Genomic DNA, 17,576 nt, shown 5'->3' with positions numbered 1-17,576 from the left:
CACTCAGCGTACGGAGGGGGCTGGGCGTCACAGCAGGGGTCCCCGGGATCCGCGACCCCGCTGTGACACTTCGGCGCGGTGGGGCGCTGTTGAGCGTGAGGGACACGAACCGGTACGGACGGACAAGTTCTTGGGCCAGGGAGCGGAACCCCGCCGCGTGCAGGCGTACGACGGGGAACTGGGCGCGGCCGTCGCGCGGGCCCAGCAGGGCGACGAGGCGGCGTTCGCGGCCGCGTACCGGCTCGTGCAGCCCGGACTGCTCGGCTATCTGCGCGGGCTGGTCGGGGGCGACGCGGAGGACGTGGCCTCGGACGCGTGGCTGGAGATCGCGCGGGACCTCGGACGGTTCAAGGGCGACGGGGCGGGCTTCCGCGGCTGGACCGCGACGATCGCGCGGCACCGGGCGCTGGATCATCTGCGCCGGCAGAAGGTACGGCCGCGGTCGGCGGCGCTGGAGCAGGACGTACTGGAACTCGCCGGGCCGCACAGCACGCACGACCAGGCGCTGGAGTCGCTGTCCACGGAGTACGCGCTGGCGCTGGTGCGGGGGCTGCCGCGGGACCAGGCCGAGGCGGTGCTGCTGCGGGTGGTCGTCGGCCTGGACGGTCCCGCCGCGGCCCGCGTGCTCGGCAAGCGCCCGGGCGCGGTACGGACGGCCGCGTACCGGGGCCTGAAACGCCTGGCCGAACAACTGGGCCCCGCCGAGGGTGTGACGGATGACGACCCCCGGACGCTGGGGGAGTCGACATGACAGGTGCCGGGGCGAAGGGCGCCGGAACGACAGGGGGCCGGCGCGCCGGGTGGCGCGAGGCAGCCGAAAGGCGCGGGCCGCTCGGGCGGACTGGTCGGGCCGGATCGCTCGGGACGGCTGGTTGGGCCGGGGCGTGCGGGCTGGCTGGTTGGGCCGGGGCGTGCGGGCGGTGTCGGCGGCCAGAGCGGGCCGGGTGGTGCGCGCGGCGCGGTTGGGTCGAGCGGTACGGGCAGGGCGGGGAACAGAGACCGGGCAGGTGGGCCGGACAGGGCGGACAGGGACGGAAGCGGCATGGGTGAACAGCGCGACTCGGGCGAAACCCCGCACCGCGGACCTGTGCGGCCCGCGTCCGCCGACGCCGGCGGTGACGGGTCGGCGGGCGGCGGCGGTCGGGCCCAGGCGGCGTACGACGGCGGTCGGGCCGGGGCGGCGTACGGCGGCGGTGCCGCGGGCCCGTCCCGTTCCGGGCGCGCTGCCGAGGTCGTATCGCGGAGCGTGCTCGAGGACGTGCTCGCCGGGGCCGTGCGCGAGGTGAAACCGGACGAGGTGGCCGAGGGGCGGGCCGTCGCCGCGTTCACGGCTGCTCGGGACGCCGGGGCGCATCGGGCGCGGACACGGCGGCGGGACGACTGGCGGCCCCGGGAGAAGCGGCGCACCGCACGGTCGCTGAAGGCCACGCTCTCCGTGTTCCTCGCGAGCCTCACGCTCGGCGGTGTCGCCGTCGCCGCGATCGGCGCGGTGGACGGCCAGGACAGGGCCGGGGAGAGCGGCGGACACCGGACTCCGAGCGCGGTGGCGAGCACTCCGGACCGTGCCGGAACCGGGGTCTCCGGATCAGCCCCCGCCACACCCGCCCCCGCCGACCGCCCCGACACCGCCCAGGACACCGAGGCCCACTGCCGCGCGTACGAGAAGGTCGCCGGGCACGGCCAGGCCCTCGACTCGACGGCCTGGCAGCGCCTGATCACGGCGGCCGGCGGTGCGACGAACGTCGGCGCCTACTGCGCGGCCCGGCTGGACGACACGACGGCCACCGACGCACCGGGCAACTCCGGCAGCCAGGGAAACGCCCCCAAGGACACGGGCGGGAACGCCGACAAGAACAGCGGCAAGGGGAAGTCCGGGAAGCAGTAGCCCGGCCCACCGAGGCAACGACCGGGGCCGCCACCCCTGGTCTGACAGAAGCGCGAAGGGTCTCTGGCCAGGCATTTCGTTGTCCGGGTGCAAGTACTCGTTTCCCGTCTGGATCGGCCCTCATCCAGGTGTTTCTGGCTGTTCCTGACCGCTGCTGGTCGCGCGCTGATCACGTGTCCAATCCTTGGCTCGGTCGGTGAAGGTGTGTGAGGTTCGGGGCCTGGGGGAATTCAAGGGCGACGGATCCTGTCGAAGTAGACTTAGACGGAATCCGACGTAGTCGAGGTGTAGGAGGGCGAGTGACGAAGGGCCTGCCGGCCAAGCCGGACCACGTGGTCGACAGGGACCGGGAGTGGGATCTGCTCGCGCAGTTCCTCGCTGATCCGGACCCGGCGATGCGTCTCGGCATCGTGTCGGGACGGCGGCGGCACGGGAAGTCGTACCTTCTGCAGGCCCTGTCCGAGCAGGTCGGCGGCCTCTACGTCACCGCGGTCCGGGAGGAGGGGCGGCTGCCCGCGATCCAGCGGTTCAGCGACGCGGTCGCCACCCATGCCGGCCTGCGGCCAGGCAGTCTGCGTCTGACCGACTGGCGTGACGTCCTGTCCAACGCCCTTGATGTGACGGCCCGTTCGGCGCACCCGCTCCTCGTGGTCGACGAGTTGCCGTACCTCCTCCAGCATTCGCCTGAAATTCCCGGGCTGTTGCAGCAGCTCTACGATGAGCGCCAGCGGGGCGCCCGGCCCGGTGCCGGGCCGGGGCCGCGGCTGATCCTGTGCGGCTCGGCGATGAGCGTCATGCACGAACTGCTCTCGGGTACAAAGCCGTTGCGGGGACGCGCGGTGGTCGATCTACGGCTGGGCGCCTTCGACTACCGCGACAGCCGGGCCTTCTGGCAGATCGCCGACCCGATGACTGCGCTGAAGGTGCACGCGGTCCTGGGTGGAGCCCCCGGCTACAGGCCGGTGGCTGCCCGCCCGCATCCGGACGACGGCTTCGACGCTTGGCTCACCCGGACGCTGCTGGACCCGGGGCGGGCGGTGTACTCGCGTACCGAGACCGAGTACCTGCTGCGCGAGGACCCGAGGATCACCCAGCACACCCTGTACTACGACATCCTCACCGCGATCGCGAACGGGGCCACCACCCCGAGCAAGATCGGTGCCGCCCTGGAACGCCCGCGCAACGCCGTCGCCCACCCGCTCGGAGTCCTGGAATCCACCGGCTACATCCGGCGGGAACAGGACATCCTCCGCTCCAAGCACCCCGTCATCACCCTCACTGACCCGGTCATCCGCTTCAACCAGCTCATCACCCTCCCGCAGGCCGCCGCCGTGGAGCAGGGCTTTGCCGAGCAGGTGTGGCAGCAGGCCGCCCCGACCTTCAACTCCAAGATCCTCGGGCCGCACTTCGAGGACCTGGCCCGCGATTTCACCCGCCGCTACGCCCACACCCTGCTGCCCGGTGGACTGCCCGGCCCAGTCGGTACCACCGAGGTCGCCGACCAGGCGGCCCGGACCAAGCACGAGGTCGATGTCATCGCCCTGGCCGCCGGCGAGCGCACGCAGGCCCCTCGCGCGAAGATCGCGCTGCTGGGCGAGGCCAAGGCGACCGCCGCGCGCCGGGGGACCGGTGACCTGGAGCGCCTGGAACGAATCCGTGCCTTGCTCGAAGACCAGGGCTATGACACCAGTGCCGCCACCCTGGCCCTGTACTCCCTGCACGGCTTCTATCCGGATCTCGTCGACCTGGCACAGTACCGTGATGACCTTCTCCTGGTCGATCTGCCTACTCTCTACGGCAGTTGACACCAAGGGGACGAGGAACTCGGGCGAGGGCGCGACGTAGCTGCTCTCCGATGTCGGGCACCGGGATCCCCAACTCGGCGAGCCATTGGACGACTTGTTCGAGGGTCGCATTCAACTCCCCTGCGCGACGCAGCAGGTCTTGCCACGTGAGTTCATCACTCACGGACATATAGGTCTCGTCGAATTTCGAGTCCAAGAGGAGTTCGTGCGCGTCGGCTGCCGACAACCCGGCCGGCAGGTCCGTACAGGAGACCGTAAGCCCGTAGGTCATCAGCCGCTCGGCGAGTTCGGCCGGAGGGCGGAGTACGGACCGCGCGGCCACGACCAGATACGCGAACGGCATCGTGTCACCGACGGAGAGGTCGAACCATGAACACGGCCCGAAGGAAGACAACAGCTGCTCATCCAGCTCGTCGGGGCGGTGAGGCGCTCTGAGTGGCACATCGAAACCGTAGTCTTCGAATCGTCGGATCGCCGGTGCCAGACGATGGGCGCCCGATTGTAGAAGCAAGTCGTATGGCAATGGGCCCGGAGGAGCGAGGCGCAGTGTGTCCTCGCCCCACCGGCTTTCGAGCAAGGCGAGATCGTCTGTTTTAGCGTCGTCGGGGAACGGGCACGACGGGGAGAACCCGAGCTGAACGGTCCTGGCCTGTACGACGGTGCGTTGAGTACCGCCGGAGATCAGGTTGCGTACCGTGTCCGGGGTGTCCACGTCCTCCATGTCCCGAGCCTGTGGGCGACGGCCCGCGGCAGGGGCGACTTCCTGAGAGCGCCGACGGCGACGGACCGCACACGAGCATGTGGTCGGCGAGTGCGACTGCGAGACCGACAGATGGGCGCATCCGCCGCCTCGGGGACGACGATCCCCGCCTCCAGTTGAACAAGGCGGCGAATCGTCGCGCGGGTTCAGGGTGCGGCAGAGTTGCTCCAGCAGGTACGTCACGTTGTTGACACCGCGCGCCTGAGGACGGGATGCCAGCCAGGTCGGTGCACGGTGACGCTCCGCCCGGGGACGAATGGAATCTCCCGAGCGGCTCCGTATCCACGACAGGCGGCACAGCGGAGGTACGAATGAACTGGGCCCAGGGAAGAACCCCCGTGGGCTCCGCGAACGTGAGGCATCCTCGCCGGCCATACGATGGCCACATGCGGTCAACGGCGGGTCGGCAGCTCCGCAGGACGGCGCCCGGAACGGCTCAGCATATCGGTCCAGATTGGGTCGTATGAAGTGTCTGACCGGTTTCACGCGTTGGCCGTGTCGGTCACCGAATCCGTGCATCGTCCCAGGTCGAGGCCGTTAAACCGAGGCAACGACCGGGGCCGCCACCCCCCACAGGAGAGGCCCCGGCCGTCGCGCGGCACGGGCCGCGCGGCGGCCCGTTACTCTCTTCAGCGCCAGGAGTGCGTTTTCTGTCACACCCCGTCGGCCCGGCCTCGGATCACGAGGTTGTTGCAACTTGTACGGACATGGACGAGCAGCGGTTTCAGGTCGTAACGTGCCTTTCGCGCCGGGCGCGCGGCTCGAAGCGACGACCATCGATCGCGACCATGTATTGAGGATTCACGGGTGCTGGGGGACGACGCGGAGTTGACCGCCGCGGTGCTTGCGGCGCAGGACGGGGACGAGACCGCGTTCCGGACTGTGTACCGCGCCGTGCACCCGCGGCTGCTCGGGTACGTCCGGACCCTGGTCGGCGACCCGGACGCCGAGGACGTGGCCTCCGAGGCCTGGCTCCAGATAGCCCGTGACCTGGACCGCTTCAGCGGCGACGCGGACCGCTTCCGCGGCTGGGCCGCCCGCATAGCCCGCAACCGCGCCCTCGACCACATCCGGATGCGCGGCCGCCGCCCCGCGATCGGCGGCGACGAGACCGAACTGACCGGCAAGCCCGCCGAGTCGGACACCGCGGGCGAGGCCATCGAGGCCCTGGCCACCGACAGCACCCTCTCCCTGATCGCCCGGCTGCCCCAGGACCAGGCCGAGGCCGTCGTCCTGCGCGTGGTGGTGGGCCTGGACGCGAAGAGCGCCGCCGAGACCCTCGGCAAACGGCCCGGCGCCGTACGGACCGCCGCACACCGGGGGCTCAAACGGCTCGCGGAACTCCTCGGCGCGGATCCGGAATCGGCCGAGGCACTCGACGCCCTGCCGCCCCAGCGAGAACCGCACGACCGAGCGGTGACGTCCGCGAGTGTGACGCATCTGCGCGCGCGGACGCAGAAGGACATGTGATGGCCGACGAGAGCTGTGTCTACCCCGAGGGCGAACCTCCCACCCCCGGCCAGTGGCTGGACCTCGAAACGGCAGAGCTGCTGCTGCGCGGCGAGTCCCCGGAAGCCGTCGACCCGGCCGCCCGCGACCAGGCCGACCGGCTCGCGAAGACCCTGGAGTCCCTGACCGCGCAGCCCGCCCGGGCCGGCGTCGAACTCCCCGGCGAGGAGGCCGCGCTGGCGGCCTTCCGCAAGGTGCGCGCGGGCCGCGCGGACGACTGGGTCACCCCGTCCGCCGCAGGGCGCCCGCACGACGCGGGTCTGGTGCGCCTCGGCCGGCCCGGACCGGACGCGCCGCCCCGCCGCAGCCGTCCCCACTTCGGGCTGGCCGCCGCGCTGGCCGTCGGCATGGTGGGCGTGGGCGCCCTGGTGACCGCGACCGGAATCGTGCCGTCGCTGACCGGTGGGGACGACCCGAGCCCCGCCGCCTCCGTCTCCGCCCCGGCCACCCCGGGACAGCCGAAGGTCTCGCCGTCGCCCACGGTCCCCGAGAGCAAGCCGTCGGCCGACGGTTCCGACGAGGGCTCGCGCGACACCGCACGCGGCGGCACCCAGACGAACCCCGGTGCCGTGGGCGGCACCCGGGGCGAACTCCCGACCGGGGAGTGGGGCGGTGCCGAGTCCGCCTGCCGCGACCTGCGCGGCGGCAAGGGCCTGAGCGGCGACCGCCGACGCTCCCTGGAGGACGCGGCGGGCGGTTCGACCCAGGTGTGGAAGTACTGCCGGGGGGTCCTGAAGGACCGCGACACCGGTACCGGCACCGACGACCGCAAGGCGCGCGGCGAAGAGGGCGACCAGGGCGAGGACAGCGACCGGACCGACCGCGGCGGCCAGAACGGCCAGGGCGACGGGAACGGTCAGGAGGACGGCGGCGGGAACAGCCAGGGCGACGGCCAGTTCATGGCGCCCCGCAAGAACCGCCACAACCCCGACGGCGGTGTCTCCGAGACCCCGGTCGACCCGACGGCGGCGCCCACGTCCACGACGGCCGCCCCGACAGCGGACCCGACGCCGTCACCCGAACCGACGTACAGCGCGGTCTGAGAACTTCAGTCGCCCGGTGACCCGGCGACCCCCTGAACCCCCGCTGAGCTGCGAAGACGCCACCCGCCCCGGTTTCCGCCGCGGCGGGTGTGACGTTTTCGGCCGCCGTGGCGCAGTAGTGAGTGAGCCGACTGGTCATCGGCCGTCGCACAGAGCCGGGGTTCCCCCCGTACCTACGGCTCGTGCACCTCGGCGCGGGCGGGACACGTTCCCCCGGTCCCGTCCGCGCCTCATACCCCGCGTCTCACCAGTGCACGACGACCTTGTCGCCGTTCCGCACCTCCGCGAAGAGATCCGCGATCGCCGCCTCGTCCCGGACATTGACGCACCCGTGCGAGTTGCCCGCGTACCCCCGGGCCGCGAAGTCCGCCGAGTAGTGCACCGCCTGGCCGCCGCTGAAGAACATGGCGTACGGCATGGGGGAGTCGTAGAGCGTGGACACATGGTGGCGGGACTTCCAGTAGACGTGGAACACACCCTCCCGGGTCGGTGTGCCCACCGCGCCGAAGCGGACCGGGACCGTCGTCAGCGTCCGCCCGTCGACCATCCAGCGCAGGGTCCGGCTGGTCTTGCTGATGCACAGCACCCGCCCGGTCAGACACCGCGCGTCCGGCGCGTCGGCCGGCTGCCCGCCCATCAGGTACAGCTTCCACTTGCCGGGCTCGTGCGTCATCTTCTTCAGCCGCTGCCAGGTGACCGTGTCCGTCTTCCCCGTCCTCGGCAGCCCCCGCTTGCCCTGGAACCCCTTGACCGCCCGCTCGGTGAGGTCGTCGTACGACCCGGTCGGGCCGTCGTAGAGCCAGGCGACCTGGCGCAGGCGGGCCTGGAGTTCGCGCACCCCGAGCCCGGAGTCGCCGCGCGACCACAGCACGGCGGGCGCGGCGGAGGACTCAGGCGTGGGGTCGGCCTTGTCAGAGGCATCGTCGGAGGCGTTGTCGGATGCCTTGTCGGATGCCTTGTCGTCGGGTGGGGGCGTACTGCGCTTCGGGACCTCGATGCGCACGGGCAGATGCCGCTTGCCGTCCCCGTCGCCGCCCTGCACCGTGCACCCGCAGGCCAGCGCCAGGACCAGCACCGCGGCGAACGCTCTCCCCATGCCCTCGATACGCATCCGGACCCCCGTCGTCTCACCGGTATCCCCCAGATGTCTCCCCCGTCCGGCCGGTCGTGAACAGTCCGGCGGCGGTGTGACGCAGGCCGCAATACGCTTGTGAGGAAGCTCCCAGGGTGTGCCCCTCCACTGGGCGCAGGCGCACCGCTACAGTCCGTCGAAGGTCAGTCGGTACGGGAAGGCAACAACACCATGGCGCGCGAGTCGGAGTCCGGACTGCCCATCGAGCCGGTGTACGGACCTGAGGATCTCGCGGACTGGGATCCGGCCGAGAAGCTGGGCGCGCCGGGGTCGTACCCCTTCACGCGGGGCGTGTACCCGTCGATGTACACCGGGCGCCCGTGGACCATGCGCCAGTACGCGGGCTTCGGTACGGCGGTGGAGTCCAACGCCCGGTACAAGCAGCTGATCGCCAACGGCACGATGGGTCTGTCGGTCGCCTTCGACCTGCCCACCCAGATGGGCCACGACTCCGACGCCCCGATCGCCTCGGGCGAGGTCGGCAAGGTCGGGGTCGCCATCGACTCGATCGACGACATGCGGGTGCTGTTCGGCGGGATCCCGCTGGACAAGGTCTCCACGTCGATGACGATCAACGCCCCGGCCTCCCTGCTGCTCCTCCTGTACCAACTGGTCGCCGAGGAGCAGGGCGTGAGCGCCGACCAGCTCACCGGCACGATCCAGAACGACGTGTTGAAGGAGTACATCGCGCGGGGCACGTACATCTTCCCGCCGAAGCCCTCCCTGCGGCTGATCGCGGACATCTTCAAGTACTGCAAGGCCGAGATCCCGAAGTGGAACACCATCTCGATCTCCGGCTACCACATGGCCGAGGCCGGCGCCTCGCCCGCGCAGGAGATCGCGTTCACCCTCGCGGACGGCATCGAGTACGTCCGTACGGCGGTCGCGGCCGGCATGGACGTCGACGACTTCGCGCCCCGGCTCTCCTTCTTCTTCGTGGCGCGTACGACGATCCTCGAAGAGGTCGCCAAGTTCCGTGCGGCCAGGCGCATTTGGGCCCGGGTGATGCGCGAGGAGTTCGGCGCGAAGAACCCCAAGTCGCTGATGCTGCGCTTCCACACGCAGACGGCGGGCGTCCAACTCACCGCCCAGCAGCCGGAGGTGAACCTCGTCCGGGTCGCGGTCCAGGGCCTGGCGGCCGTTCTCGGCGGCACCCAGTCCCTGCACACCAACTCCTTCGACGAGGCGATCGCGCTCCCGACGGACAAGAGCGCGCGGCTGGCGCTGCGCACCCAGCAGGTGCTGGCGTACGAGACCGACGTGACCGCGACCGTCGACCCCTTCGCCGGGTCCTACGTCATCGAGAAGATGACGGACGAGGTCGAGGCGGCGGCGATCGAGCTGATGCGGAAGGTCGAGGACCTCGGGGGCGCGGTCAACGCCATCGAGCACGGCTTCCAGAAGAACGAGATCGAGCGCTCCGCCTACCGCATCGCCCAGGAGACCGACTCCGGCGAACGGGTCGTCGTCGGCGTCAACCGCTACCAGCTGGACGCTGAGGAGCCGTACGAGCCGCTCCGCGTCGACCCGGCGATCGAGGCACAGCAGGCGGAACGCCTGGCCGCGCTGCGGGCGGAGCGGGACCAGGCGGCGGTGGACACCGCCCTGGCCGACCTGAAGAAGGCGGCCGAGGGCACGGACAACGTCCTCTACCCGATGAAGGACGCCCTGCGCGCCCGCGCGACGGTCGGTGAGGTGTGCAACGCCCTTCGCGAGGTCTGGGGCACATACGTCCCGACCGACGCGTTCTAGCGTGCGACACTCCTTTTCATGCTCGGTGTCATAGATCTCCCCACCTATCTGGCCGGACTCGTCCTGATCGTCCTGCTGCCCGGTCCCAACTCGCTGTACGTCGTCTCGGTCGCCGCGCGGCTCGGGGTGCGGGCCGGGTATCGGGCTGCGGCGGGGGTGTGGTGCGGGGACGCCGTGCTGATGACCTTGTCGGCGGCGGGAGTCGCTTCGCTGCTTCAGGCCAACGCCGTGTTGTTCGGGATCGTGAAGTACGCGGGGGCCGGGTATCTGACGTGGCTCGCGATCGGGATGCTGCGTGCTGCCTGGGGGATGTGGCGGCGGTCTGCGACGGCCGACGTGGAGGTCTCCGAGGCCGGGCCCGGTGAGCGGCCGTATCGCAAGGCGTTGGTGATCAGCCTGTTCAATCCCAAGGCGATTCTGTTCTTCGTCGCGTTCTTCGTGCAGTTCGTGGATCCGGGGTATGCGTATCCGGCGCTGTCGTTCGTGGTGCTCGGCGCGTTCGCGCAGGTCGCCAGCTTCTTGTATCTGACGGTGTTGATATTCGGTGGGACGCGGCTGGCCGATGCGTTTCGGAGGCGGCGGCGGTTGTCGGCCGGGGCTACTTCGGCCGCGGGGGCGTTGTTTCTCGGGTTCGCTGTGAAGTTGTCGCTGGCGAGCGCTTGAGGGTGCGGGCCGGTGGGGGCTGGTCGCGCAGTTCCCCGCGCCCCTAAAAGCAGATTCGGTGGGCGTATTCCGACAAGCCGGCGGCTGAGTCGCCTGCCCAGCCCACGTAGCCGTCCGGGCGTACCAGGTACAGCCCTTTCCTGTACGACCCCTGCTCCTCCCCCCTGATCACCCGCACTGCCCCCGGCACCTCTGGTGCTTCCGTGTCCACCGCCACCAGGGTCCAGTGGGGTCCCCGGAAGGCGTCGAACAACCGTCCCCCCGACAGGACCCCGTCCGGTGCGCGGTCGCCGGCCCGCAGTGGCCCTGGGTCCGTACGGGTCTCCTCCGTCAGCGATGACTCCCGGTAGCCCAGGTTGAGTTGGCGGGTCGACTCGCCCCGGCGGACCTCTCCGCGGTGGACGCCCGTCGAGATGCCGAGCATCCGCGCGGCGATCGGACGGCGCTCCTCCTCGTAGGTGTCCAGCAACGAGATCGGAGCGCCCGCCCGGAGCACCGCGCCCAGCTTCCAGCCCAGGTTGTACGCGTCCTGGACGCTCGTGTTGAGGCCCTGTCCGCCCGCCGGGGAGTGGACGTGGGCCGCGTCGCCCGCGAGGAAGACGCGGCCGGCGCGGAAGCTGTCCGCGAGGGCCGCGCGGGGCCGGAAGTCGGAGGCCCAGCGGACCTCGGTCACGGACTCGGGGGCGAGGTGGGAGCGGGCCGCGACGACCTCGCGGATGCCGTCGAGGGAGAGGTCGACGGCCGTGCCCTCGGGGAACTGGGCGACCGCCTGGAAGACGTCCGTGCCGGCGAGCGGGCAGATCGCGAGGAAGCCGTCGCCCTCACCGCGCGGCGGGAAGACGTGCCAGTTGTCGCGGTCCAGGCCGCTGATGAGCACGTCGGCCACGAGCAGCGGGTTCGGGTCGACGGTCTCGCCGGTCATGCCGATGCCGAGGGCGCGCCGGACCACCGAGCGGCCGCCGTCCGCCGCGACCACGTACCGGGCGCGGACGTCCGGACCGTCCGAGAAGCGCACCGTCACGCCGTCGTCGTCCTGCTCGAACCCGACGACCTCCCGTCCGAAGCCGACCCGCCCGCCGAGCTCTTCCAGCCGCGCGAACAGCACCTCCTGCGTGCGCCACTGCGGGACCATCCAGGGCGCGGTGTACGGCGAGTCCTCCGTCGCCTCGGCCGGGTCGAACATCTGGTTCTCGGCGACCCGCTTGCCGTCCTGCCAGATCATCCCGACCGGGTAGTCCCCGCCGACCGCGCGGATCGCGTCGAGGACGCCGAGGTCGTCGAAGACCTCCATGGTGCGCGGCTGGATGCCCTTGCCGCGTGAGCCCGGGAAGAGCCGGTCGGCCTTCTCCACGACCAGCGCGTCCACGCCCTGCCGGGCGAGGTCGATGCCGAGGGCGAGGCCGGTCGGGCCCGCGCCCACGACGAGTACGTCGGTGTTCATGTCCATCTCCTTAACGCTGTTAAGTTCCGTCCTCTCCGAGAGTGCCCTTAACGCTGTTAAGCTGTCAAGCGTGAGTACGGAGAAACGCCCGCCCCTGGACCGCGCCCGGGTCGCGGACACCGCCCTGAAGCTCCTGAACGAGGTGGGCCTCGACGGCCTCTCCCTGCGCGCCATCGCCAAGGAACTCGACGTGAAGGCGCCGGCCCTCTACTGGCACTTCAAGGACAAACAGGCGCTGCTGGACGAGATGGCGACGGAGATGTACCGCCGTATGGTCGCCGACACGGCACTGGACCCGGCCGACACCTGGCGGGAACGCCTGCTGAAGTCCAACAGGGGCCTGCGCACGGCCCTGTTGGGATACCGCGACGGCGCGAAGGTCTTCAGCGGCTCACGCTTCACCGGCATAGAGCACGCCCGCGAGATGGAGGAGACGCTGCGCGTCTTCACGGCGGCCGGCTTCACGATCGCCCAGGCCGTCCGGGCCACTTCGACGTCGTACTTCTACACGCTCGGCTTCGTCACCGAGGAACAGGGCGTGAAGCCGATGCCGGGCGAGCGGAGGGAAGGGTTCGACGTAGAGGATCGCGCCCGCCTGATGGCCGACTTTCCCCTGTCGGCAGCGGCGGGCGCGGAGATCTTCGAGGACTACGACCACCACTACGAGGAGGGCCTGGCCCTACTGGTGGAGGGAATCGAGCGGCGCTACCGGCCTAGCGGGCCCGGACCTTCCGCACCGCACGCGTGACGACGGGCGGCAACAGGTCCACGGCGATCTGCCTCGCGGGAGACCGCCGTGGCTTCGGCGCGGGGCGAGGTGCGGCCACGGGTGCCACGTAGTGCCGGGACCGCGGAAACACCGGTGCCTTCATCCCCTGCGCACGCGCCCGCACCAGCCGATGCCCCGCCGCCTCCTGCACGCTCAGCCCCACGTCGGCCCGGCCCCGCAGCATCGTCAGCAACTCCTCCTGGACCGGCGCCGGGTCGCCCCAAGTCCCGTACAGCTTCTGCGTGCTGAGGCAGATCGGCCGCAACCCCCGGTTCAGCACCGCCTCCCACACGGCGACCGAGACTCCCGGCGTGTGCTCGGACCGGAAGTCGTCGAGGACCACCACACCTCCCGGCCGCAGGATCTCCCGAGCCGCCCCGATGTCGTCGCGCACGTACTCGTACAGATGCGAGGCGTCGACATGGACGAACCGGCAGCTGTTCGGGGCGACTTCGGAGGAGATCACCGAGGTGGGGCCCTCGATCACCCGCGGCAGGCTGTCGTGGAAGGAGAGGTAGTTCTGTTCGAAGGCCTGCCGGGTGAGGGTGGCGTACGACTTCGAGGTCTCCGCGCGATTCGCCCCGTCCGGCGCCGCGCCCCCGAACAGGTCGCACACCGTGAACCGTTCGCCGTCCCGCAGATGCCGTCCGAGCAGGATCGCGCTCTTGCCCATGTAGACGCCGAGTTCGAGCAGGTCCCCCGGTTCCTCCTGCCGTTCGAGGAACCAGGAGAAGAGCATCTGGTCCAGGGGAGGGAACCACCCGGGTACGTCACGGAGCTCACCGGGATACGTGTACGTCTGCTGTGCGTCACCCATGAGACCAGTCTGCTCATCCAGCGGCGGGCCAGCGGTCGACGAGGAGAACGTCGGGTGAACAGCTCACCGCGCCTTGTTCAGCGCCGCCCGCAGCTTCGGGGTGAGCGGCTTCTCCACCAGCCGGTGCAGCGCGTACGCCAGGGTCAGCATCAGGGCGATGGTCAGGGCGAAGGTCGCCGCGGAGGGGAGGCCGAGGTCCTGGTGGAGGACCTTGATGACCACCCAGCCCAGGTGTTCGTGGACCAGGTAGAAGGGGTACGTCAGCGCCCCGGCCACCGTCAGCCAGCGCCAGTTGGCCCAGTCCAGCCAGCCCACCGCGATCGCGGCGACCGCGACGAAGCCGAAGGCGACGACGGCGATGATGCCGAAGGACGTGCGGTGTGCGAAGGCGTTCGGGTCGGTGGCGTTGAACAGCTCCTTGACCATGTAGTGCTGGCCGATCAGGAAGCCGGCCACGGCGATGCCCCAGGCGTAGACGTCCGACCGGTCGCGGTGCACCAGGTACAGGCCCATGCCGCCGATGAAGAACGGCGCGTACTCCGGCATGAGCACGATGGTCAGCAGCGGCTCGTTCGCGCCCTGCGTGACCGCCGCCGCCAGCAGCCAGCACACCGAGAACATGATGACCCGGCGCCGGGTCACCCCCGGCAGGACCACCAGCAGCGCGAACAGGGCGTAGAAGCGGATCTCCGCCCACAGCGTCCAGTCGACGCCCAGCACCCGGTCCACGCCCAGCGGCTGCTGGAGCAGCGTCATGTTCACCAGGGCGTCGCTCGGCGAGACCGTCTTGTAGACGACCGCCGGCAGCGCGAACACCGCGGTGACGAGGAGGACGGCCACCCAGTAGGCGGGCATCAGCCGGGACACCCGGGAGGCGAAGAAGGAGCGCAGGGAACGGCCCCAGCCGCTCATGCAGATGACGAACCCGCTGATGACGAAGAAGACCTCGACGCCGAGACAGCCGTAGGCGAACGGCGTGTGCAGGGTGGGGAACTGCTCCTTGGGGGAGGAACCCCAGGCCTGCGTCACGAAGCCGCCGCGGCCGCCGTAGTGGTAGAGCGCCACCATCAGCGCGGCGACCAGCCGCAGCCCGTCCAGGGCCCGCAGCCGGCCGCCCTCGCGCTTGACCGGCGCGACCGGAGCGGGGTCGGCCTGGGCGGGCGCGGCCGGGACGGGCTGTGGCTTGGTGGTGCTCAGGACCGTCTCGGTCACGGTGGTACCCCTAGCAGGCAGAAGTGGCGTCCACCAGCAGATTAGGCATCACCCTGGGCGCGTTTGTTCGATGAGATCGCTCTTCGCCCAGCCCTCTCCAAGGGTTCACTTGACCGTCGTACAGGATTCCCTCACTGTTCCCGGCCCCCCGGGGCGAGCAGCCGTGCCGAGCGGTTGCCGACCTGGATGCGGACCGCCTCCTTGCGGGCCAGGCTCCGTATGGACCGGCCGCGCGCGCCGAGCAGTTCCGCGACCCGGGCCACCTCCGTCCACACCCGCGCCCGCTCCCCGCCGGCGATCGCGGCCGCGGACAGCAGCTTGACCGCGTCCTCGGTCTGGCCCCGGCGGGCCCGTATCTCGGCCATGCCGACGAGCACGTCCACCGGCTGCCGGCGGCGCAGGATCTCCGTCCCGACCCGCAGCGCGTCGTCGTGCTGCCCCTTCTCCATGTGCCGGGTGAAGTCCTCGGCGAGGTAGCGGCCGTGCCGGGAGAGCACGGCGTCGAAGGCGTCCGTGTGCTCCTCGCGGGAGCCCTCGCCCGGCCCCGGCAGCCCCAGGGCCGTCGTCATCCGGGCCGCGAACGCGTCGATGTCGAAGAGGTCCTCGACGTCCTGGTAGTCGGTCTCCGACACCTCCTCGTCGAGCACCCGGCGCAGCGCCTCCAGGGCCGCCTCGGGCGTGTACTCGGCGAACGAGCGGTAGCCGGCCACGCCTTCGAGGACCTCCCGCGAGCCCACCCGGTGGTAGGTGACCGCCCGCAGCCGCTGCTGCACGGCCTCGACCACCGACAGCGGCATCGGGTCGTCGACGCTGGAGAGGAAGAAGACGTCCGAGGCGGCCAGTTCCTCGCGCACCCGGTCCCGGGAGAGCGCTCCCATCCACTCGACGCGGTCCGACAGCAGGGTCGAGGGACCGATCCGCCAGGTCTTGTGGCCGATCCACGCGAACCGCCACGGCAGGCCCTGGGTGTACGCGAGTTCCGCGACCCGGGAGAACAGGTCGAGGCCCTTGCGGTCCTGCATCGAGCCGACCATCACGATCCTGGGCCGCTCGCCCGGCGTACGGCGGGCCCGGGCGCGGTGGGTGTCGCGCGGGACCGTGTTGTAGACGACGACCGGGTCGCTCACCCCGAGCTGGCGGAACATGTCGGCCTGCGAGGTGGAGACGCACAGCACCTTGAGCTTCGGCAGCAGCCGGAGCATCTCCTCGTGCCGCAGGGTGTGCTGGCCGCCCTCGAAGTTCATGACGTACTCGGTCTCGTGGGCGTACAGCACCACGGACTTCCCGGCGTCCTGGAGCGCCTGCACCAGTTCGTTGGCCAGCGCCGAACGCCAGAACGGCGCAAGGCTGTTGATCAGGACAACCTCAGCGCCCTCCAGCTCCGCCATGACGTCCTCGGAGCGGGTGTAGGCGCCGAGGTCGTAGTAGCGGATGTCGACCGGGCTCTGCGCGAGCAGCGCCTGGGTGTAGGTGAGGACGGGGATCGCGACCCCGGTGACGTACGAGAAGCCGAGGCCGAGGACGGCCAGCGAGCGCGGCCGGACCACCCGCCGCTCCACCGCGTGCAGGGCGCGCTCGGCGCGGGTCAGGCCGACGCGGGTGTCCTCGGCCGTGGTCCAGCGCGGGGCGGGCGGCTCGGCGGGCACGGCGGCCTTCTCGATGATGGCCAGCACCCGCGCGGGGACGTCGTCGTGGAAGGTGAGGAAGTGCTCGACCGGCTCGCCGTGCACGTTGGCCGCGAACTTGCCGGAGCGCTGGAGTTCGGCGGCCACGTCGACGAGTTCGCCGACGGTGCCGACGTTGCGCAGCAGCGGGTGGTTGACCGTCGGGAAGACGATGTTGAGCGGGGGCGGGCTGAACAGGACCAGCGGGGTGCCCGCGCGCAGGGTCTGGAGGTAGGTCGTGGAGAAGAAGGTGACGGCGAGGTCGTAGCCGTCCAGGGCCTCGGCGTCCAGCAGCGCCTTCTCGTCGAGGACCTCGACGTTCTCCAGGGTGCGCAGCCAGTCGAGGTGGCCGCCGAGCGTGGAGGGGTGCGGCTTGATCTCGATGTCGCCGAACTCGTGGAGCGCCTCGCACACTTCGGTCAGCTGGGTGCGGTGGTCGTTCCGGGAGAGCTTGCTCTGGTTGCTCAGCGGCTGGTCCAGCAGCACGATCCGCAGCCGCTCGCCCGCCGCCTTGGCGTGCCGGTGGGTGGTGGAGCGGGCGGCGCGCAGCAGCGCCGGGTCGTCGCTGTGGCCGAGCGCGCCGGTGATGTGGACGGGCGGGTTGGCGTCCGCCGTACGGAAGGTGAGGTGGTTGGCGGTGGCCGGGCCCCAGACGCAGACGGCGGCGGGGGAGGAGGAGCCGTAGTACCAGTTCTGGTCGTGCAGCCCGGCCTCGGTCTTCTTGAAGCGGAAGTCGAGGTGGCCGTCCTGGACCAGGACGAGCGGGACCGTGCGGCCGAGCGCTCCGGCGACTCTTCGGCCGCGCTGCGACTGGTCGTTGAAGAAGACCAGCCGGTCGATGTCCTCCTGCTCGGCGAACGCCTGGACGCGGTACCCGAGTTCCTCCAGGAACTCGTCGGCGCTCAGCGCCTCGTCCACGGCGAAGAGGTTGCGCACCACGAGGTCGTCGAAGCGGGCCGCGGCCTCCTCCTCGATCCAGCCGGCGACGTTGCCGTCCCGGTCCGCGGTGACCAGGTGGAACGAGTGGTCCCCGGCGCCCGGCGCGCGCATGATCTCCGAGGCGAGGCCGACGCCGTTGCGGTTCTCGACAAACACAGCGATGCGCATGGGTATACCCGTCCACT

General features: G+C 70.9%; 14 protein-coding genes. 8 read left to right on the top strand and 6 right to left on the bottom strand.

Annotated features, from left to right (window positions below; all coding sequences use genetic code 11):
• Positions 1-130: 130 nt before the first annotated feature.
• The 3 genes from ABZ896_RS11940 to ABZ896_RS11930 all read left to right on the top strand — a co-directional run bounded on the left by ABZ896_RS11940 (position 131) and on the right by ABZ896_RS11930 (position 3,690).
• Positions 131-751, top strand: a complete 621-nt coding sequence (locus tag ABZ896_RS11940; RefSeq protein WP_360925892.1) for an RNA polymerase sigma factor — start codon at positions 131-133, stop codon at positions 749-751.
• Positions 752-1,042: 291 nt separating this feature from the next.
• The gene (locus ABZ896_RS11935; protein ID WP_360925889.1) at positions 1,043-1,885 is read left to right on the top strand and encodes a hypothetical protein; all 843 of its coding nucleotides are present in this window, start codon (positions 1,043-1,045) and stop codon (positions 1,883-1,885) included.
• Between the two features lie 299 nt (positions 1,886-2,184).
• Positions 2,185-3,690, top strand: coding sequence for an ATP-binding protein (locus ABZ896_RS11930; protein WP_360925886.1), 1,506 nt, complete (start codon positions 2,185-2,187; stop codon positions 3,688-3,690).
• On the opposite strand, the gene ABZ896_RS11925 is transcribed toward ABZ896_RS11930, so the two are convergent.
• The gene (locus tag ABZ896_RS11925; RefSeq protein WP_360925883.1) at positions 3,671-4,411 is read right to left on the bottom strand and encodes a hypothetical protein; all 741 of its coding nucleotides are present in this window, start codon (positions 4,409-4,411) and stop codon (positions 3,671-3,673) included. The genes ABZ896_RS11930 and ABZ896_RS11925 overlap by 20 nt on opposite strands.
• An 846-nt stretch (positions 4,412-5,257) precedes the next feature.
• Between ABZ896_RS11925 and ABZ896_RS11920 the strand changes: the two genes are divergently transcribed.
• Together ABZ896_RS11920 and ABZ896_RS11915 are read left to right on the top strand one after the other, a co-directional pair.
• Positions 5,258-5,920 carry an RNA polymerase sigma factor gene (locus ABZ896_RS11920; RefSeq protein ID WP_360925879.1) on the top strand — a complete coding sequence of 221 codons (663 nt, stop codon included), beginning with the start codon at positions 5,258-5,260 and terminating at the stop codon, positions 5,918-5,920.
• Positions 5,920-7,002: a hypothetical protein gene (locus tag ABZ896_RS11915; RefSeq protein WP_360925876.1), complete on the top strand. Its 1,083-nt coding sequence runs from the start codon at positions 5,920-5,922 to the stop codon at positions 7,000-7,002. The genes ABZ896_RS11920 and ABZ896_RS11915 overlap by 1 nt, the downstream gene beginning before the upstream one ends.
• A gap of 244 nt (positions 7,003-7,246) precedes the next feature.
• On the opposite strand, the gene ABZ896_RS11910 is transcribed toward ABZ896_RS11915, so the two are convergent.
• Entirely contained in the window at positions 7,247-8,098 is an 852-nt protein-coding gene (locus tag ABZ896_RS11910) for a L,D-transpeptidase family protein (protein WP_360926042.1), read from the bottom strand.
• 207 nt (positions 8,099-8,305) lie between these two features.
• Here ABZ896_RS11910 and ABZ896_RS11905 point away from each other — a divergent pair, with 207 nt between their 5' ends.
• Positions 8,306-9,886 carry a methylmalonyl-CoA mutase family protein gene (locus ABZ896_RS11905; RefSeq protein ID WP_360925873.1) on the top strand — a complete coding sequence of 527 codons (1,581 nt, stop codon included), beginning with the start codon at positions 8,306-8,308 and terminating at the stop codon, positions 9,884-9,886.
• Positions 9,887-9,904: 18 nt separating this feature from the next.
• Entirely contained in the window at positions 9,905-10,549 is a 645-nt protein-coding gene (leuE, locus tag ABZ896_RS11900; RefSeq protein WP_360925870.1) for a leucine efflux protein LeuE, read from the top strand.
• 43 nt (positions 10,550-10,592) lie between these two features.
• Here the strand turns inward: leuE and ABZ896_RS11895 are convergent, their stop codons facing one another.
• Positions 10,593-11,990, bottom strand: a complete 1,398-nt coding sequence (locus ABZ896_RS11895) for an FAD-dependent oxidoreductase (RefSeq protein ID WP_360925867.1) — start codon at positions 11,988-11,990, stop codon at positions 10,593-10,595.
• A gap of 70 nt (positions 11,991-12,060) precedes the next feature.
• Here ABZ896_RS11895 and ABZ896_RS11890 point away from each other — a divergent pair, with 70 nt between their 5' ends.
• Positions 12,061-12,738, top strand: coding sequence for a TetR/AcrR family transcriptional regulator (locus tag ABZ896_RS11890; RefSeq protein ID WP_360925864.1), 678 nt, complete (start codon positions 12,061-12,063; stop codon positions 12,736-12,738).
• Here ABZ896_RS11890 and ABZ896_RS11885 read toward each other — a convergent pair.
• The 3 genes from ABZ896_RS11885 to ABZ896_RS11875 all read right to left on the bottom strand — a co-directional run bounded on the left by ABZ896_RS11885 (position 12,704) and on the right by ABZ896_RS11875 (position 17,559).
• Positions 12,704-13,576, bottom strand: coding sequence for a class I SAM-dependent methyltransferase (locus tag ABZ896_RS11885; protein ID WP_360925861.1), 873 nt, complete (start codon positions 13,574-13,576; stop codon positions 12,704-12,706). The genes ABZ896_RS11890 and ABZ896_RS11885 overlap by 35 nt on opposite strands.
• Positions 13,577-13,639: 63 nt before the next feature.
• Positions 13,640-14,788, bottom strand: a complete 1,149-nt coding sequence (locus tag ABZ896_RS11880; protein WP_360925858.1) for an acyltransferase — start codon at positions 14,786-14,788, stop codon at positions 13,640-13,642.
• A 131-nt stretch (positions 14,789-14,919) separates the two neighbouring features.
• Positions 14,920-17,559 (bottom strand): glycosyltransferase family 4 protein, encoded by a 2,640-nt coding sequence (locus ABZ896_RS11875; protein WP_360925855.1) that lies wholly within the window; start codon positions 17,557-17,559, stop codon positions 14,920-14,922.
• Positions 17,560-17,576 lie beyond the last annotated feature (17 nt).

The sequence above is a fragment of the Streptomyces sp. NPDC047072 genome, assembly GCF_040643855.1.
Taxonomy (GTDB): domain Bacteria; phylum Actinomycetota; class Actinomycetes; order Streptomycetales; family Streptomycetaceae; genus Streptomyces.
Note: the sequence above shows the minus strand (reverse complement) of the source record. Positions and strands in the feature narration are given on the sequence as shown.

Coding starts and splice junctions, on each gene's coding strand:
- ABZ896_RS11885 (WP_360925861.1), bottom strand. CDS start 13,576: ATGGGTGACGCACAGCAGACGTACACGTATCCCGGTGAGCTCCGTGAC.
- ABZ896_RS11935 (WP_360925889.1), top strand. CDS start 1,043: ATGGGTGAACAGCGCGACTCGGGCGAAACCCCGCACCGCGGACCTGTG.
- leuE (WP_360925870.1), top strand. CDS start 9,905: ATGCTCGGTGTCATAGATCTCCCCACCTATCTGGCCGGACTCGTCCTG.
- ABZ896_RS11925 (WP_360925883.1), bottom strand. CDS start 4,411: ATGGAGGACGTGGACACCCCGGACACGGTACGCAACCTGATCTCCGGC.
- ABZ896_RS11915 (WP_360925876.1), top strand. CDS start 5,920: ATGGCCGACGAGAGCTGTGTCTACCCCGAGGGCGAACCTCCCACCCCC.
- ABZ896_RS11905 (WP_360925873.1), top strand. CDS start 8,306: ATGGCGCGCGAGTCGGAGTCCGGACTGCCCATCGAGCCGGTGTACGGA.
- ABZ896_RS11910 (WP_360926042.1), bottom strand. CDS start 8,098: ATGGGGAGAGCGTTCGCCGCGGTGCTGGTCCTGGCGCTGGCCTGCGGG.
- ABZ896_RS11875 (WP_360925855.1), bottom strand. CDS start 17,559: ATGCGCATCGCTGTGTTTGTCGAGAACCGCAACGGCGTCGGCCTCGCC.
- ABZ896_RS11895 (WP_360925867.1), bottom strand. CDS start 11,990: ATGAACACCGACGTACTCGTCGTGGGCGCGGGCCCGACCGGCCTCGCC.